The organism is Desulfobotulus mexicanus (assembly GCF_006175995.1).
In the GTDB taxonomy this organism is placed as follows: domain Bacteria; phylum Desulfobacterota; class Desulfobacteria; order Desulfobacterales; family ASO4-4; genus Desulfobotulus; species Desulfobotulus mexicanus.
The window spans coordinates 32,163-49,300 of record NZ_VDMB01000014.1 but is presented as its reverse complement, the minus strand read 5'-3'; the positions used below and the strand labels follow the sequence as shown (position 1 = coordinate 49,300).

The window sequence follows — 17,138 nt, the reverse complement described above, 5'->3', positions numbered from 1 at the left end:
ATGCTTGATATTGCCGTTGCATATAATCGTTATAGTTTTGTTGGTCAGGAATTTTTAACCTGGCTCTGGTTTATATCTGAAAACCAGGATGATATTTTTCAAAAGATTCATGAAGAAATTTCGGACCTGCGTCTTGGAAACAGGATGGTTCTTCAGAACCGCTACGGAGATGACCGCATTGAAACCCTCACCATAAAAGGAGATACAGCAGGACTGGAAGAGGCCATGGTAGCATTGCAAAAGGGAGCTGTTGTAACTGAGATGCAGATTATTTTCACATCAGGAGAGCATGAATGGAGCCTTGCATTAAAAGGAGAACATTTAGGGTTTTCCGGATTAAAAACTCCGCAAACAGCCTCCATAAAAGAAATCGAAGAAACAGAAGGTGCTGTCATCGAAAAGTTTTTTTTAATTAATAAAACCTATGAAATTATTGATAAGCTTTTTATTTATTTTATAAAAACAAGAACAGGAGAAACATGGAACAATACCCTTCAGCTCATGAAGGAATGGGTAAAAAAATCTACTACAGATAAAAAAAATGCCTGAAAAAGTTATTAACAAGACATGAACATAACCTGAAAAAAAGGTAAAATAACATTTTTATAAAAACCTTGATTTTGAACAACTAAAAAAAAACAGACATAAAAGCCCTTTTTTAAACAGTTACAAGAGAAAGAAAACAACAGGAAAAAATAAAAATTTACTAAAAAAAACAAAAAGATACTTTAGTTACAAACAAAAAATCAGTCTGCTTATTATTGGTTTTATATATTTAAAAAAGAATAAAAAACAAAAAATTGTAAAACATAAAAAAGGCTGGTAAAAAGAAAAGGTTTTTTTGCAGGGCTTAAAATAATCTTCCATTTGATAAAAAAGCATCAAAAAAACGGAGAAAAACATGAAGTGCAGGCTTATAAAAAATGAAATATCTGAAGTTCTTGCAAAAATACAAGGAATTGCAGGTAGAAAAACAAATTTATTCATAACATCTACGGTACGTCTTACAGGACAAATGGATGGTACAATTCAGATAGAAGCCACTGATCTTGAAACTGATTTCAGCGGTATTTATCCAGCAGAAGTGGATGTACCGGGAAGTGTCTGCATCAATGCTAAAAAATTATATGAAATAATAAAGAGTTATCCTTCTGAAACCATTCTTTTGAATGAAATAGAAAACAGATGGATTGAAATAGGAGAAAACAATCTTCTTTTTCATATTGTGGGAATGAATCCTGATGATTTTCCTGAAATAGGAAAAGATACGGATACGGAATTAATTTCTGTGGACAGTTTTCAATTTAAAAAACTGATAGAAAAAAATTTGTCCATTCCTTCCCAGGCGGATGAAAAAAGAATTTACACTCAAGGACTTTTTTTTGAGTCCATTACAGATGAAGAAGGACGGATATTTCTCAGGGGAGTTTCTACAGACTCCAAAAGAATGGTAAAGTATGATATGCTTTCAGATAATCTTTTTGCTTTTCAGGGAGAAGATAAATTTATTCTGATACCCAAAAAAGGATTAAGTGAACTTCTTAAATTTCTTGATTCCCCTATGCCCGTCAAAATAGGTGCTTTAAACAACCGTTTTGTGGTTGTAAAAGAAAGTGAAATTTTTTCCATTACACTTCTTGAAGGTGGTTTTCCCGGTTATCAGGATATAATGAAATCAGATTCTGAAAGCATTATTGAATTTAAAAGACAGGAACTGATCATGAGTCTCAAAAGAATGTCCATTCTTTCCGATGATGATTTTCGTTCCATTATCTTTTCTTTTGAGGAAAACAAGCTGACTCTCATGACCTCCAATCCTGATCTTGGAGAATCCCATGAAGATCTTTCCGTATCCTATGAAAGAGAACCCTTTGAAGTTGCCTTTAATCCTAAATTTTTCATGGATGCCCTATCTTTAATAGAAGAAGATGATGCCCATGTTTTCATACGGAATAATCAGACACCCTGTTTAATTAAAGGAAAATCTGATTTTTATTTAACATCAGTAATAATGCCAATAAAAATATAAGAATATGACTGAAAATACCTATACTGAAAAAAACATAAAAATTCTCGAAGGCCTTGAAGCTGTCCGTAAACGCCCTTCCATGTATATCGGAAATATAGAAAGTGAAGGACTGCATCATCTGGTCTATGAAGTGGTGGACAACTCCATAGATGAAGCCATGGCTGGTTACTGTGATAAAATCCAGATAACCATTCATACAGACAACAGTGTGACAGTAAGGGATAACGGACGTGGTATTCCTACTGGAATTCACGAAAAAGAAGGTGTTCCTGCTGCAGAAGTTGTTCTTACAAAACTACATGCCGGTGGAAAGTTTGATAATGATACCTACAAGGTCTCAGGAGGTCTCCATGGTGTGGGGATATCCGTTGTTAATGCCCTTTCTGATCTTCTGGAGCTGACAATCTGGCAAAAAGGCCATGTTTTTTATCAGACCTTTTCAAAGGGTAAGAAAACCTCTGAACTGACAGTTATCGGTGATACGGACCTTAATGGAACCCAGGTTCACTTCAAACCCGATACATCGGTCATGAACACGGATAATTTTATATATGATATTCTGAGCAGACGTATGCGTGAAATGGCCTTTTTGAATAAAGGCGTGAGAATCATAATAGAAGATGAAAGATCCGATGAAAGGGATGATTTTCATTATGAAGGTGGCATTCGTTCTTTTGTCGAATACCTGAACCGCCAGCATACAGTTCTTCACGATCCTATCTTTATTGAAGGAAACCGTAATGATGTTCAGATAGAAGTAGCTATTCAATATAATGACTCCTATAATGAAAAAATACATTCCTTTGCAAATAATATTAATACAGTAGAGGGTGGTTTTCATCTAAGCGGATTTAAGGGTGCCCTTACCCGTACACTTAATGCCTATGCTTCGGGTGATCATATACCCAAAAACATGCAGGAAAAAATTTCAGGAGATGATGTCCGTGAAGGACTGACAGCCATTATCAGTGTCCGGATCAAAGAGCCTCAGTTTGAGGGACAGACCAAAACCAAGCTGGGTAACTCTGAGGTTAAGGGACTTGTTGAATCCCTTGTAAATGAAAAGCTGAATCTTTTTTTTGAAGAAAATCCAGCAATTGCAAGAAAAGTAATTATTAAGGCAGTGGAAGCTGCCCGTGCCAGGGAAGCTGCAAGAAGGGCACGGGATATGGCAAGGAGTAAAGGAGGGATGGCAGATGCCACACTTCCTGGAAAGCTTGCGGAATGTCAGTCCAAACTACCTGAAGAGCGGGAACTTTTTCTTGTGGAGGGTGATTCTGCCGGGGGCTCGGCAAAACAGGCAAGAGATAGAAAGTTTCAAGCTATTTTACCCCTCAAAGGGAAAATACTAAACGTTGAAAAAGCCAGATTTGATAAAATTTTAAAAAGTGAAGAAGTTAAAAATATTATTACCGTTCTGGGAGCCGGTATTGGCAGGGAAGAATTTGATATTGAAAAAATAAGATATCATAAAATTGTTATCATGACGGATGCGGACGTGGACGGCTCCCATATAAGAACCCTTCTCCTTACCTTTTTTTACAGACAGACCCCTGAAATAATTTCCAATGGTTATCTTTATATAGCCCAGCCTCCCCTTTACCGTATTGGAAAAGGAAAGGGAGGTATTTATCTGAAAGATGAAAATGAATACAGCCGTTATCTGCTCAGGAGAATCTGTGAGCTCAAACAGGTCAGTATAGGAGAAGAAGAACACCCTCTGAGTCCCGATGATTTATATGAGTTTCTAAGTCAGCTGGATGTTTTTATGATCAATCAGGAAAAGCTCCGCAGGCGAGGATATGAGCCAGAGCTTGTGGATATTCTTCTGGATAAAAATATCAGGGATAAAGATGATTTAAAAAATGAAGATATTATGACGAGGGTTTATGATCGTCTTCTTGCTTCAGATTATGAAATCAATCAATTTGTATGGAATGAAGAAAGGGATATTTTTGAGCTTGTTGTAACACCGCCCGAAAGAAAAATTTCCCTTGAAGAAGATTATGCAACAGTACGGGAAAAAAAATCAGTTCGCATTGGCAGAAGCTTTATCTTTTCTCAGGAATATCAGAAATGTGCTGATTTACATATGAAGATAGATCCATGGAACAGACCTCCTTTTAAAATTAAAGCCAAAGAATCCGTAAATATAGATTCCGTTGACAGTTTAAAGGCTTTTTATAAAAAAATAACAGAAGAAGCTAAAAAAGGTATTAATATTCAACGTTACAAAGGTCTTGGAGAAATGAATCCGGATCAGCTATGGGAAACAACCATGGATCCTGAAAAACGAAGACTTTTAAAGGTAAAAATAGAAGATGCCCTTGTTGCGGATGAAATTTTCACCCTTCTTATGGGAGATGAGGTGGAACCAAGGCGGGAGTTTATTCAGAATAATGCCCTGGAAGTAACCATGATAGATATGTAGAAAATAAAAAATAAAAATCCCTGTACCATGAAAAAGGTACAGGGATTTTTTTATATAAAAAAATAAACTTTAAACTATATCCATTTTTTTGGTCTTTTTTGCTACTGTTTTTTTCTCTTTTAAAACATTTATTTTATCCGTTGTTTCCTGTTCCAGCGCAATATTAAGAACATCCATCATTTTATCCACGAAATGAAATTGTATTTCTTTTTTTATTTTTTTAGGTATTTCATCAATATCCTTTTCATTCCACTTTGGAAGAATCAGAGTTTTCATTCCTGCCCTGTGGGCTGCAAGTACTTTTTCCTTTATACCGCCTACGGGAAGCACCTCGCCCCTTAATGTTATTTCACCTGTCATGGCCAGGTTCGGGATTAACTTTCTCTGCGTTGCAAGGGAAGTGATGGCCGTCAACATGGTGACTCCGGCTGATGGGCCATCTTTTGGAATTGCTCCTGCTGGAACATGAATGTGAAGATCATTTTTTTCAAAAAAATCTTCCGGTATATTTAGCTGAGCAGCATCAGACCTTATAAAGCTCATGGCGGCAGACACAGACTCCTTCATTACGTCACCAAGCTGTCCTGTCAGTGTAAGCTTGCCCTTACCCTTCATAGCCTTTGTTTCCACCACAAGGACGTCTCCGCCTGCTGGTGTCCATGCAAGGCCAACGGCAACTCCTGGAACTTTTATATTGGTATTAACCTCATTGTGAATTTTTTTAGGTCCCAGGTAACGGGGAATGTTCATGACATTGATGGAAACCGTCTCTGTTTCTCCTTCGGCTATACGACTGGCCACCCCCCTGCACAGGGATGCTATTTCCCTTTCCAGATTTCTTAAGCCAGCTTCCCTTGTATAATCTTCAATTATATGACGCACGGCACCATTGGTAAAAGTAATCTGGCTGGATGTGATGCCATGGGCTTTTCTCTGTCTGGGTATGAGATACTTATTGGATATTTTAATTTTTTCATCAAGGGTATAACCAGAAAGATCAATAACCTCCATCCTGTCCCTCAATGCCGGTGGAATGGTGTGAATCACATTTGCTGTTGTGATAAACATTACCTTGGAAAGATCAAAAGATACATCCAGATAATGGTCCACAAAGGAATTATTCTGTTCAGGATCAAGGACCTCAAGAAGGGCTGAGGATGGATCTCCCCTGAAATCATTACCCAGCTTGTCTACTTCATCGAGGATAAAAACCGGATTATCCGTACCTGCCCTCCGGAGAGCCTGAATAATCCTGCCTGGAAGTGCACCCACATAGGTTCTGCGGTGTCCCCTTATTTCTGCTTCATCCCTTACGCCGCCAAGGGCCATGCGGACAAATTCACGACCAAGGGCTTTGGCTATGGATCTGCCAAGGGAAGTTTTGCCTGTTCCGGGAGGACCTGCAAAGCAGATGATGGGTCCTTTTGAATCAGGTTTCAGCTTACGTACAGCAAGATATTCAAGGATACGTTTTTTTGCTTTTTCAAGGCCATAATGATCATCATCCAGGATTTTTCGGGCTTTTTTTATGTCTATTGTATCTTCGGTGGAGTTATTCCATGGAAGGGATATCATCCAGTCCAGATAAGTTGTTACTACATTATATTCTGCAGAAGATGGATGCATCCTTGAAAGCCGTTTCAATTCTCTGTCAGCTTCTTTTCTGGCCTCATCTGTAAGATTTTTTTCAGCAATCTTTGCTCGGTAATCATCAACTTCCACAGTGCTTTCATCTGTTTCACCCAGTTCATCACGGATGGCCTTTAACTGCTGCCTGAGGTAGAATTCTTTTTGTTTCTGCCCCATATCTTCTTTAACCTGGGTCTGAATTTTGGAACCTATTTTCAATATTTCAAGTTGATAATTTACAATTTTTGTAACTTCCCGGAGTCTTTTTTTAAGATCTGTTATTTCCAGGATTTTCTGTTTTTCTTCATGGGTGGTATTGATGGTGGAAGTGACCATATCCGCCAGTATACCCGGCTCATCGATGGTTTTTGCCATCTGAAGCATTTCCTGGGGAAGACCCGGGGATAATTCAACAATCTGTATGTAAAGATCCATGAGATTGGACATCAGAGCATCAATTTCCTTACTCTTTGTCTCAGGTTCTTCAATCTGTTTAATACCAGCAACAAGGTAAGGAGTTTCAGACTGGTATTCATTAATGGTAAAACGACTGATTCCCTGTACCAGTAACTGGGTTTTGTTATCTTCACCTTTGGCCATTTTAAGAATAATGGCACCACAGCCCATTTCATAAAGTTCATCTGGGGTTGTAAAGGTATTACCCTTGTTCTTTTTTACGGCAACAAAACCAACCATACGGTCTTTTCCCATCACTTCATCAATAAGACGGATGGATTGTTCCTGACGGACAATGAGGGGCAAAACCATTTTGGGGAAAAGAACGACATCATGAAGGGGCAGTATGGGTAATCTGGCTGGTAATTTTTCCTGGCTTAACTCCAGTGACGGCTGCTGCTCCTGCATCGCTCACCTCCGGATATCTTTTAAGTATTTTAGATTAGTCTGACTGAATTTCCACTTTGTAAATAGCTGTATGATCCTGTTTGCTTAAGTGTATTTCAAGAAATCCGTTACTGTATGAAGCATTTACTTTTTCAGTATCAATGGTTGTCGGCAAAAAGAGAATACGCTCAAAGCAGCCGTAAAAAATTTCTGCCAGCCTGTAGGTGGCATTTTTCATGCCTATATTGCAGTTACGGGTGCCATGGATACGGATAGCTTTATGGCTGATTTCAATTTCAAGATTTTCTTTTTCAACTCCGGCTATTTCCGCAAGAATAATAATTTCTTCCTCCGTTTCGTATATATCCATGGGAGGATTCCACCTGCGCTGACCAATAGCAAACATGGGATTTACAGAACCAAACATGTCAGAAACGGATCTTCCGCAGGTACGGGAATGGTCAAATCCCGTACCAAAACGAATTTTAATGTAATTCATGGAGATCTCCTTCATCAATTGGTACACATAAATATAAAACAAGCAGTAGATGTTGAAATATATAGTTAGGATTAAAAATAACATCTTTAAACTTAAAAAAATATAGTTAGTTTTGTTCGTTTTGCAAGCAGGTTTAAAAAAATTGGTTTTAAAATTAAAAAGAAAGAAATCTGGAGACTAAAACAGGCACGGCTGTTTCAACTTTTAAAATGCGGTGACCCATGGAAAAAGAAGACATTCCTGCTTTTTCAAGAAGATTTATTTCAAAGGGAATGAAACCACCTTCGGGACCGATGGCAAGTACAGATGCTTTATTGTGGCATATGCTCAGTGATGAATCCGTATAGGGATGGGCAATATAACCTTTTTTATCCTGCAATATGAGAGGAAGACGGTCTTCCACAAAAGGTCTGAATCTCTTTTCTGTCTGTATTTCAGGTAAAACAGTATCTTTTGCCTGCTGCAGACCTGAAATAAGTTGTTCATGAAGGGCTGTTTCAGACAAAAACGGGGTTTGCCAGTAACTTTTTTCAACTCTATAAGTATTTATAATTATAATTTTTTTTATTCCCATAGTAGTTATGGATTGAAGGATACGTCTGAGTACCTTGGGTCTGGGAAGTGCCAGAACAAGTGTAACCGGAACCGGTGGAGGCGGAGGAGCAGAGCAGTTGATGGAAAACAAATCTGCATGTTCTTCTCTTTCTAACAGGATAGCCTCACCAATGGAGCCATTGATGATTCCAGTCTGGATACTGTCGCCTTTCTGTATTTTCAATACATTTCTTATATGAAGAAGTCTTGAATCAGAAATGCGAATCGTATTTTTGGATATAAAATCTTCTTTTTTTATAAGAATAATATTCAAGTATAATTCTTTTTTTAGTCTATCGTTTATTTCTTTGTCTTGACATAAAGAGAAAAGGTTTTAATTTGTGCTCAGGCTGGTTTTGGTGCAGCGCAAAAAAAGATTTAAACTTTTTTACATATAAGAAGGAGGATAAAATGATTATTAATTTTTTAAAAGGGATTATTACCCGAAATGAGTTTATAGAAGAGCATTTTAATTTCTGATTTTTTACGTTCACTGTGAAATAACAGTTAGGAATAAAAGAAGATCAGTTCATATATAATAAAGGGGATTCCTTCTTCAAGGAGTCCCCTTTTTTGTTTAAAAACCTGTTTTGATATCAGGTTCAGGATATGTTTCCATTATTGTTTTTTTGAAGTTTTCTGTATTTTCACCATATAAAATAAATATATGAGTTTCCGGTTTTCCATAACGATCAAATAAAACAGCTGTAACTAGAATGTCTTTGCCCCTTTTCCAGAAATATACAGGCCCCGGACCTGATATTTTTACGTTTTCAATTGTTTGTGGTGTTCCATGAGTATTTTTAAGATTATTGATAACAATACTTCCGTCTCCAGGAAGCCTTAAAAAAAGAGAAAGTGGCTTATTTGTATATCTTGAAAAAACAAAACGAATATTATTAAAAGGAATATTCTTCTGATGTGCATAGCGATAATGCAATTTAAGCGTATTGCTTGCTATGGGGTCTCTAAGTCTGGGTTTTTCAAAAAAAACATCATAGGATTCCAGAGATGGAAAATATTTTGCAAGCCAGCCTTTATGAACAAAATCCATATACACAGGTGTCAGATTTTCCAGTCTGTGCTGGCCAAGAATTTTTCTTAAATCCTTTAATTTTGTTTTTGTAAGGACGGTATTTTCTCCAACATCAAAAAAGGTAAAGCTTTCTGATTTTTTCTGTTCAGCATTTCTTTGTATTTTTATGCTGGATTGATTTAAAAAAACCAAAAGAAAAGAAACACATATAGCAGTCAGAATTATAAAAAAAAGTATTATTCGATATTTTTCAGAAATAAGGTCTTTCATTGATCTGTCCTTGCTCAAGCTTAAATTTTTAAACTTGCATCATGGTTTTTATGAAGAAACCATACCACCCAGGATTTGTTTAACAAGCATACCATCGGCACGTGCACCAAAATGTTTCATGACAGCTCCTATGGCGGATGATGGATTTTTTAAAGATCCCATATCCAGATTATCTTCAATCCATTTTTTAATTTCATATTCATCTGCAGGCTTAGGGATATATTCCTGTAAAATTTCAAGAAAAGCAGAAGTTGTTTCTTTTTTTGCATCAAGCAGAATTTTTTCTGACTTTATAAGACCCCGTATCAGGCCTGTTACATCTTCATTACTAATTTCTTCCGTTTTTTTACATCTAAAACTTTTTTTTCCGGATTCAAGGGTTATTGGGACTGTAATTTTTGGAAACTCGCTGATAACCATTCGAAGTGCGTCACGAATATGATCGTCTTTTTGTTTCATGGCTACTTTGATGTCTTCTCTGATTTTTTCAGGCAGCCTTAAAGGACATTGAGGAGTCCATCCGTATTTTTTTTCCATTACTGTTTTTCCTTTTTAATCTTTTAAAAGAATACTGGAATATGTGTATTGTTAACCCAGTCAAATTGGTTGTCGGGTGATATTTAAAACAAGATTATTCTTTATCATGTAATCATGATGAATAAAATTAATATTATATTGTATTTAAATTAACATGTATGTCTTCCTTGGCACTTTTTATGCTTATTACAGCACAAGCTGGATGCCCAAAGACCTTAATAAATCCTGATCTTATTTGAAATAAAAAATTGAAAAATAACAAAAAAAATCTGCTTTTTGAGAAGAAGATTTTTATCTGTGTTTTTATTAACTTCATATAAAAAACGGCTTTATCCGGAAGGGATTTAGCCGTTTTTGGTACTGTAATTTTAAAATATACTGTTTTTTTTAAAAAAACAGTTAAAAAATCAAGATTGCAAAGCACGCTCTGCATCTTCGTTGCTACTGTAAAAATTAGGTTTTACCTGTTGTTGCTGTAAACTTTTCCCAAGTTCATCTCTTAGGGAAGCGCTGGTGGTATAACGGGTTACACCAGCATAGAAATGTTCCATCAGTCTATTTACCATATTGGTGTAATTTTGCATAAGATCTTGTTTTATATTAAAGTTTTCATAGTTTACAATAGCATCGACACGTTTGCCAAGATGGGAAAGCTGTTCTGCAACAAGAAATTCAATGCGGTGAATATCCCTTTCATTATCAATATTATAATTTTCAAAATTTACATAAAAACGATTTTTTACAGGATCATAGTGAAAGCGTTTTTCCAGTTTTTTTTCTTCGGCAGGATTTGTCATTTGGACCTCTTTCTTGTGAAGGGTATTTTTGATGGGTGCCGGAACGGCGCCGGGCGGGAAAATGATGTTTTCTATATTAAACACAAGGCTGCTTATGGAGCAAGTTTTTTTGAATATTTTTTTAGATGAAAGTTATTTTTTAAAAAAATAATAACACTATATTTATTTACTTAAAAAAAGAAAACGATCATACATTTCTTCATGAAAACCAACAATAAGTGTGTTGTTAAAAGAAAGAGCCGGAGCTCTCAGATTACCTCCAGGACCCTTAATTTTGTCTGTAAAAAGCTGTTTTTCTGATAGTGTATTATTGAAAATTAAAATTTTTTTCCCTGAAGAAACTACAATGGTATCTACTGAAGCAAGAATTGTTTCTAATTTTTCATCTTCTATTTTATTTTTTCGGGCGTCCTCAATTTCCATGAAAGTCATTTTTTTATCCTCGATCACGTCGAGGGCTTTCTGACATGTTTTTCAGCCTTTGCGAATATAAGCCCATGAAATAATGTTCATAATAACTCCTATGACTTGTTTTTTTGTTTGTCAGGGTCTGTTTTTTCCGGCCTTATGGAAAATTCCGGCTTGAGAAGACTCATGTTTTTTATGGTCTGTTCCCATAGAGTTTTTCCAACATCACCACCAGGAAAAATAATTTTCATAAGCTCTTTAGGATCCTGAGCTGCTTTGACTCTTGCCTGAAGATCCTTCATAACTTCTTCATGAAAAAGTCTCAAATCAGGAAGCCCCATGGCTTCACGGATTTCTTCGGGTGTTGCTTCAATGGTTATGTTTATTTTCATGGTTGCTCCTGGAATATAATGGATAAAATATGGAAGGTCTGATTTTCTTGTCAGGTCAGATGATTATAAAGGCCAGGATTACACAGTAACTCTATGTAATATTGACAAAATATTATTTAAAATTAAAAACATACCGTGTCTGGTAACATTATATGATTGTTTTTTACGTCCATAGCTTCAGTAAAATAATAACATGGGATAGTAATGTATGCAGCTTTATTTTTTTAAAAATAATATTTTTTTATTTTCCGGCAATTATTTTTTTTATTTTCTGGTTCTTGGTGTTTATTTCCCATATTTTCCTCTCTATTGTCACTATGCTGGCTTTTCTGAAAATCAGATAGGTATGATAACGGCTTTAAAAACATTTTCTGCCATTCTTTTTCCTCTGGCATGGGCATGGCTTGCTGATCGTTTTAATATTCACCATAATATTTTTTTACTTTGTCATTTTTTAGCCGCATTTTTATGGTGTTTCTTTTTTTTTACAGAATCATTTGTAATGATGATGCTTATTATGTTCATTTATGGTCTTTTTCATTCACCTATTATTGGTTTTACGGAAGCATTTACAGTAGGCTTTCTCGGAGGAAAAAAATCAGGATACGGTAATATTCGTTTATGGGGGTCCGTTGGTTTTATTCTTGCCGTATGGGGTTGTGGTATTGCTCTGGATTTTTTATCCCCCGTAATTGTACTCTGGCTTGTTTTTTCAGGAAGTATTGCAGGGGCATGGCTTGCTGTATATACACCGGTAAAAAAGAAAACTGCCGCCCGTATTTATAAAAAAGATATAATCCGTCTTTTTTCAGGTAACAGTATTTTATTTTTACTTATTACCTTTATTATGCTCATGAGCCATGGTGTTTATTATGGATTTTTTTCCATTCATCTTTCAAAAGCAGGGTTTTCAGGTAGTTTTATAGGGTTTGTATGGGCAGTGGCCTCCATCGCGGAAATTTTTGTGATGATTGGTTCAAGATATTTATTTTATTATTTTTCTTTAAAAAATCTCATATTATTTTCTTTTGCAGCAGCTGTTCTTCGATGGTGCCTGCTGGCTTTTTCCATTGATCCAGTTGTTATTATTTTCAGTCAGATTTTGCATGCTGTTACTTATGGCATTTTTCATATGACAACGATTCTTTATATGGATCTTCTTGTGGATTCTGGTGTTAAAACCATAGGCCAGACAGTTCTGAATGCCAGTTCCTATGGGCTTGGACTTATGGTCGGATATCTGGTTGGAGGCATGGGGTTTGCCGTTTTAGGCTCAGATATGTTTCTGATCAGTGCGGGAATGGCTTTTTCAGGGGGGGTACTGGCTATGGGTTTACATTCTCTGAAAATCCATTCAAGTCAAAGCAGTGCCCGGTAAATATTTTTTAAAAAATATTAAAGTTTTACCGGGCATTTTTTTATTTTAAAAAATGTTCCATCAGTTCAGATCTTGTCAGTATGGCGGAAGCATCGGAGATATGCTGACGTATATTATTCATACCACCTTCTTCCCTGTCCACCAATACAATAACCTTGCAGACATCAAGGCCTGTTTCCATGGCTCTGCTGATGGCTTTTATGGTAGATCCACCAGTTGTCGCAACATCATCTATGATTACAACCCGGTCACCGGGATTTACATCCCCTTCAACCCAACGGATAAGACCGTGATCTTTCTGTTCTTTACGTATGGAAAAAGCCTGCAGTGGTTTACCCTTCAGGCCCGAGGCAAAGGCTGTGGCCATGGCTACGGGATCTGCGCCAAAGGTGAGTCCGCCTATGGCATGAACGGAAATATTCCTTAATTCTTCCATAATAAGATGGCCAATTAAATACATTCCGTGGGGATCAAGGGCCGTTGGTTTGCAATTGATGTAAAAATTGCTTTTTTTTCCTGAAGCAAGGGTAAAACTGTCCGTTTCTGATACCTTAACGGATTTTTGACATAAAAGATCGATCAGTGCTTTTTTCATGTCAGAAGGACTTTTGGACAACTCTGTTGGATTCATGGGACGTCTTTTTCCGTGTATTTTGATTTTGTTATTTGAATTCAGTTTGTTATGACTGAAAACATGAAAAAAGTCAGCAAAAAATAAAGGCTAAGCAGCATAACGCCAAACCTCTGCCGGATTGAAAGAAGTCTTGGGGTTTGGGGATCCGGCAGTGGTTTGCGGCAGAAAAAACTGTTGGTCAGCACTTCCCGCAGATTTTTTTATACCATGAAGATTTGAGAAGGGTCAATAAAGGGTCTATGGGTTTTGTTTTTATTAAGGATATTTTTAAATTGAAAAGGATTTTAAATATTTTTATAATAGAATGAAAAATGGAAGTATTTGAAAAACTTTTGATTTAAGTTGGGTTAGGGTATAAAAAAGGGGTTGTAGAATTGAAAATAAAAATATGATAATAAAAAATATACAGGGTTATTTTGTCTCTTGGTGCATCTGATCTTTTGTAGAATCATCAAAATAGTATTATCCAAAAGAATTTATAAGCCTTTTTTTGTTGTTTTGAAAAAAATTATACCTTTGGAAAAATACATGTCAGGTATAAAAAATCAGGCAGATGAATGTGAATTTTTTTTTTAAGTTGAAAAAAACAATTGATTTATGCTGCAAAATGATGATCTGCTCTCTTTTTTATCAAACCTCGTGAAAAAGGGATATTTCCCTCCATGACAGATCCTTCCAGAAATATGATTGTCCGGATGTTTGATGTTTATAAGGCTTATGGGAAAACCTCTGCCCTTAGAGGTGTGTCCCTTGAGGTGGCTTCCGGGGACATCGTCTTTATTACAGGACCCAGCGGTGCAGGAAAATCAACACTTTTAAAAATTATATACAAAGCAGAAGTGGCCAGTCAGGGTCAGATTATTGTGGATGGTATGAATCTTTCACGTATAGGATCCCGTCAGCTTCCAGAACTGAGAAGACGTCTTGGGGTTATTTTCCAGGATTTCAAACTCATTGCCGGACGCAGTGTTTTTGATAATATTGCTCTTGTTCTGGAAGCCGCTGGTGAAAAACCTAAAATAATAGAAAAAAAAGTCATGAGTGTTTTAAGAACCGCGGGTATTGAAGAAAAGGCCAGGGTTTTCCCCCCTTCCCTTTCGGGTGGTGAACAGCAGCGGGTGGCTGTATCAAGGGCGGTAGTGGGATCTCCCAGATTGATTCTTGCCGATGAACCCACAGCCAGTCTGGACCCTGACTCTGCGGAACAGATAATGCAGCTTCTTGAAACCTTCCATGCTCGGGGGGCCACCCTTGTCATAGCAACCCATAACCGGCGCATTATTTCCCGGCTTAAAGGCAGAGAAATCCGCCTTGAAAGCGGGTCTGTAAAAAAACAGGCAATTTCCTCTGATAATGGAATGGAGGAAAAAGGATGAAGGATCTGTGGATAAGGCATTTCCGCCATGCCCTTAAGGATATAAGAAGTCATCGTTTTTTACATGGAATAACCGTAGTTACTATTATATTATCTGTAATTCTTTCAGGTACATTTACGCTTTTTGCTTCCAATGCAGCTGATGTTATTTCTTCCTGGAGAGCCGGAGTTCGTATTCTGGCCTATCTGGAAGAAGGCTATACTGAGCAGGATCGTTTACGTATCCATAATACCCTGAAAGAAAATAATCTGGTATCGGATATACGTTTTATATCAAAAAATGAAGCCCTTGAATCCTTACGAAGCCGTATGCAAAGACATTCCGCCGTATTTCAGAATCTGCCCGAAAACCCCCTTCCCGATGCCTTTGAACTCAGGGTAAGGGTGGAAGGCAACAGCTGGGAAACAGTGGAAGAAGTGGCTATGTATGTTGAAAAAATTAAAAGTATTGAGGATGTGGAGTATGGTGGTCAGTGGGTGGGCCGCTTTCTCAAGGTTATTGCCATGCTTCGCCTTACTGCTCTGGGAATGGGAGGGCTTTTTTTTCTTATTTCTGTTTTTATTGTGGCCAACACCATCAGACTTGCATTTTATTCCCGTAAGGAAGAGGTTGAAATTATGCGTCTTGTGGGAGCTGAAGAGGGCTTTATCAAGGCACCTTTTTATATTCAGGGTCTGATTCTTGGCTTTTCCGGAGGCCTTATGGGGATGCTTATCCTTTTTCTTACTTACATTACCCTTACCTTCAGGATGGATGCAACTTTTACGGCTCTGGCCTTTGATTTCTCTTTTTTACCGCTGAAGACAGTTGCGATAATGATTTGTGTTTCTACCCTTATTGGTTGGATGGGGGCCTACCTTTCCTTTCGACAGGAAGTTGTTGAATGATGGCCCGGATATGTCTTTTTATTTTTCTTATATATTTGATAAGCCCATCTGCTGTACTTGCCCATGAAATGGTTAGAGTGGAAGTGGATCGTCTGAATATGCGCAGTGCACCGGACAGAAATGCTTCCGTTGTTATGGTTCTGTCCAGAGGTGAAAGGGTACGTATTCTGGGTGAAGTGGATGGATGGGTAAGGGTTATTTCCGGAAACCGTGAAGGTTATCTGAGGGACAGGCCTATTTATATAAAAAGAATATCATCTGCTAATCAGGAAGTAGACAGTGTAAAAAAGGAAAGGGAAGAGGTCCTTTCAAGAATACAGGAACAGCAGAGCCTTCTGACTCGTTACAGGGAAAGGGAAACCAATGTTATTGCAGGGCTTAATGCCATTGATAAAACCCTGAATGAGGTGAACAGAAGACTTGCCTCCATACGCAAAGAACAGGAAAAACTCCTTGAGCAGCGCAGGCAGACAAGGGAAATTATTGCTGAACTTAAAAAAGATAATATGGAAAAAAAAGAGCTTGTTTCAAAGCGTCTGACAGCCCTTTACAAGCTTGAAGGAACAGGCCGTATGGCTTTGCTCACTTCAACTGATAATATCTATGAATTTTCTGTCCATAAAAAAGCTCTGGAAAAAGTTCTGCAGATGGATGATCGCATTCTTATGGAGCAGGTTCAGCGAATTCAGGAACTTAATCTTTTATCTGAACGACTGAATAAAGAAGAAGAACGCATAGCTGATGCCGCACAGAGGGCTGCTGATCAGCAGCGTATCCAGAGAATGGAAAAGGAAAAACGTAAAAATCTTTTAAGTGATATTCGTACAAAACAGCAGCATGGTCTTGCTGCCGTTGCAGCACTGGAAGAAGTAAAAGGAAAGCTGGATCAGGCCATTGAAAGGCTTTCCCGAAGAAGAGCAACTCCTTCTCAGCCATCAGGACCCTTTGAAAAATTCAAGGGCTTGCTTGATATGCCTGTGAACGGTACAATCATTTCCCGTTTTGGATACAGAAGAAATCCGGAACTCAATGTGCAGACCTTTCATAGCGGTATAGGTATACGTTCAGATCGTGGAGAACCGATAAAGGCTTTTTTTTCCGGTACAGTTATTTATGCAGACTGGTTCACAGGCTATGGAAATATGATGATTATTGACCATGGAGATCATTATTATTCAGTCTATGCCCATGCGGAAGAGCTTTTTAAAAAAACAGGGGACAGTGTTAATCGCAATGAAGTCATTGCCACTGTAGGGGATGCGGGCTCCCTTTCCGGATCCATGCTGCATTTTGAAATACGCAGACAAGGAAAACCCATAGACCCTATGCTGTGGGTTAAAAGCGGTTAAACTATAATAAAGCAGGATAAAAAATCTGGTTTTTTTAAAGTCAGGTATT

General features: G+C 37.4%; 16 protein-coding genes. 7 read left to right on the top strand and 9 right to left on the bottom strand.

Annotation, left to right across the window (positions count from 1 at the left end; translation table 11 throughout):
- From FIM25_RS11305 to gyrB, 3 genes are all read left to right on the top strand, one after another.
- Window positions 1-549: a hypothetical protein gene (locus FIM25_RS11305; RefSeq protein WP_139449357.1), complete on the top strand. Its 549-nt coding sequence runs from the start codon at window positions 1-3 to the stop codon at window positions 547-549.
- A gap of 352 nt (window positions 550-901) precedes the next feature.
- Complete coding sequence (gene dnaN / locus FIM25_RS11300) at window positions 902-2,029, top strand: DNA polymerase III subunit beta (protein WP_139449355.1); 1,128 nt, start codon at window positions 902-904, stop codon at window positions 2,027-2,029.
- A 4-nt stretch (window positions 2,030-2,033) separates the two neighbouring features.
- A complete protein-coding gene (gyrB, locus tag FIM25_RS11295) occupies window positions 2,034-4,460 on the top strand; it encodes a DNA topoisomerase (ATP-hydrolyzing) subunit B (protein ID WP_139449353.1) in 2,427 nt (808 codons plus the stop codon).
- Window positions 4,461-4,529: 69 nt separating this feature from the next.
- Here the strand turns inward: gyrB and lon are convergent, their stop codons facing one another.
- From lon to FIM25_RS11255, 8 genes are all read right to left on the bottom strand, one after another.
- A complete protein-coding gene (gene lon, locus FIM25_RS11290; RefSeq protein WP_139449351.1) occupies window positions 4,530-6,953 on the bottom strand; it encodes an endopeptidase La in 2,424 nt (807 codons plus the stop codon).
- A 34-nt stretch (window positions 6,954-6,987) separates the two neighbouring features.
- Window positions 6,988-7,431, bottom strand: a complete 444-nt coding sequence (locus FIM25_RS11285; protein WP_139449349.1) for an Hsp20/alpha crystallin family protein — start codon at window positions 7,429-7,431, stop codon at window positions 6,988-6,990.
- A gap of 154 nt (window positions 7,432-7,585) precedes the next feature.
- Entirely contained in the window at window positions 7,586-8,299 is a 714-nt protein-coding gene (locus FIM25_RS11280) for a 16S rRNA (uracil(1498)-N(3))-methyltransferase (RefSeq protein ID WP_139449347.1), read from the bottom strand.
- A 303-nt stretch (window positions 8,300-8,602) separates the two neighbouring features.
- Window positions 8,603-9,331, bottom strand: coding sequence for a hypothetical protein (locus FIM25_RS11275; RefSeq protein WP_139449345.1), 729 nt, complete (start codon window positions 9,329-9,331; stop codon window positions 8,603-8,605).
- A 48-nt stretch (window positions 9,332-9,379) separates the two neighbouring features.
- A complete protein-coding gene (locus FIM25_RS11270; protein ID WP_139449343.1) occupies window positions 9,380-9,868 on the bottom strand; it encodes a GatB/YqeY domain-containing protein in 489 nt (162 codons plus the stop codon).
- Window positions 9,869-10,275: 407 nt separating this feature from the next.
- Window positions 10,276-10,665: a hypothetical protein gene (locus tag FIM25_RS11265; protein WP_179953320.1), complete on the bottom strand. Its 390-nt coding sequence runs from the start codon at window positions 10,663-10,665 to the stop codon at window positions 10,276-10,278.
- A gap of 162 nt (window positions 10,666-10,827) precedes the next feature.
- Window positions 10,828-11,097, bottom strand: a complete 270-nt coding sequence (locus tag FIM25_RS11260; RefSeq protein WP_179953319.1) for a hypothetical protein — start codon at window positions 11,095-11,097, stop codon at window positions 10,828-10,830.
- A gap of 89 nt (window positions 11,098-11,186) precedes the next feature.
- Entirely contained in the window at window positions 11,187-11,465 is a 279-nt protein-coding gene (locus FIM25_RS11255; RefSeq protein WP_139449337.1) for a hypothetical protein, read from the bottom strand.
- A 208-nt stretch (window positions 11,466-11,673) separates the two neighbouring features.
- On the opposite strand from FIM25_RS11255, the gene FIM25_RS11250 reads away from it, so the two are divergent.
- Complete coding sequence (locus tag FIM25_RS11250; protein ID WP_139449335.1) at window positions 11,674-12,843, top strand: MFS transporter; 1,170 nt, start codon at window positions 11,674-11,676, stop codon at window positions 12,841-12,843.
- Between the two features lie 40 nt (window positions 12,844-12,883).
- On the opposite strand, the gene pyrE is transcribed toward FIM25_RS11250, so the two are convergent.
- Window positions 12,884-13,474, bottom strand: a complete 591-nt coding sequence (gene pyrE, locus FIM25_RS11245) for an orotate phosphoribosyltransferase (protein WP_246052165.1) — start codon at window positions 13,472-13,474, stop codon at window positions 12,884-12,886.
- A 665-nt stretch (window positions 13,475-14,139) separates the two neighbouring features.
- Here pyrE and FIM25_RS11240 point away from each other — a divergent pair.
- The 3 genes from FIM25_RS11240 to FIM25_RS11230 are packed head-to-tail and all read left to right on the top strand — an operon-like array spanning window position 14,140 to window position 17,089.
- Window positions 14,140-14,853: a cell division ATP-binding protein FtsE gene (locus FIM25_RS11240; RefSeq protein ID WP_139449333.1), complete on the top strand. Its 714-nt coding sequence runs from the start codon at window positions 14,140-14,142 to the stop codon at window positions 14,851-14,853.
- A complete protein-coding gene (locus FIM25_RS11235; protein ID WP_139449331.1) occupies window positions 14,850-15,740 on the top strand; it encodes a cell division protein FtsX in 891 nt (296 codons plus the stop codon). The genes FIM25_RS11240 and FIM25_RS11235 overlap by 4 nt, the downstream gene beginning before the upstream one ends.
- On the top strand, window positions 15,737-17,089 hold the full coding sequence (locus FIM25_RS11230) for a peptidoglycan DD-metalloendopeptidase family protein (protein WP_139449329.1): 1,353 nt from the start codon (window positions 15,737-15,739) through the stop codon (window positions 17,087-17,089). Before FIM25_RS11235 ends, FIM25_RS11230 begins: the two co-directional genes overlap by 4 nt.
- Window positions 17,090-17,138: the final 49 nt, after the last annotated feature.

Excerpts from the sequence above, each read along its gene's own strand:
- FIM25_RS11305 (WP_139449357.1), top strand. The coding sequence starts at position 1 with ATGCTTGATATTGCCGTTGCATATAATCGTTATAGTTTTGTTGGTCAG.
- dnaN (WP_139449355.1), top strand. The coding sequence starts at position 902 with ATGAAGTGCAGGCTTATAAAAAATGAAATATCTGAAGTTCTTGCAAAA.
- gyrB (WP_139449353.1), top strand. The coding sequence starts at position 2,034 with ATGACTGAAAATACCTATACTGAAAAAAACATAAAAATTCTCGAAGGC.
- lon (WP_139449351.1), bottom strand. The coding sequence starts at position 6,953 with ATGCAGGAGCAGCAGCCGTCACTGGAGTTAAGCCAGGAAAAATTACCA.
- FIM25_RS11285 (WP_139449349.1), bottom strand. The coding sequence starts at position 7,431 with ATGAATTACATTAAAATTCGTTTTGGTACGGGATTTGACCATTCCCGT.
- FIM25_RS11275 (WP_139449345.1), bottom strand. The coding sequence starts at position 9,331 with ATGAAAGACCTTATTTCTGAAAAATATCGAATAATACTTTTTTTTATA.
- FIM25_RS11270 (WP_139449343.1), bottom strand. The coding sequence starts at position 9,868 with ATGGAAAAAAAATACGGATGGACTCCTCAATGTCCTTTAAGGCTGCCT.
- FIM25_RS11265 (WP_179953320.1), bottom strand. The coding sequence starts at position 10,665 with ATGACAAATCCTGCCGAAGAAAAAAAACTGGAAAAACGCTTTCACTAT.
- FIM25_RS11260 (WP_179953319.1), bottom strand. The coding sequence starts at position 11,097 with ATGACTTTCATGGAAATTGAGGACGCCCGAAAAAATAAAATAGAAGAT.
- FIM25_RS11255 (WP_139449337.1), bottom strand. The coding sequence starts at position 11,465 with ATGAAAATAAACATAACCATTGAAGCAACACCCGAAGAAATCCGTGAA.
- FIM25_RS11250 (WP_139449335.1), top strand. The coding sequence starts at position 11,674 with ATGCAGCTTTATTTTTTTAAAAATAATATTTTTTTATTTTCCGGCAAT.
- pyrE (WP_246052165.1), bottom strand. The coding sequence starts at position 13,474 with ATGAATCCAACAGAGTTGTCCAAAAGTCCTTCTGACATGAAAAAAGCA.
- FIM25_RS11240 (WP_139449333.1), top strand. The coding sequence starts at position 14,140 with ATGACAGATCCTTCCAGAAATATGATTGTCCGGATGTTTGATGTTTAT.
- FIM25_RS11235 (WP_139449331.1), top strand. The coding sequence starts at position 14,850 with ATGAAGGATCTGTGGATAAGGCATTTCCGCCATGCCCTTAAGGATATA.
- FIM25_RS11230 (WP_139449329.1), top strand. The coding sequence starts at position 15,737 with ATGATGGCCCGGATATGTCTTTTTATTTTTCTTATATATTTGATAAGC.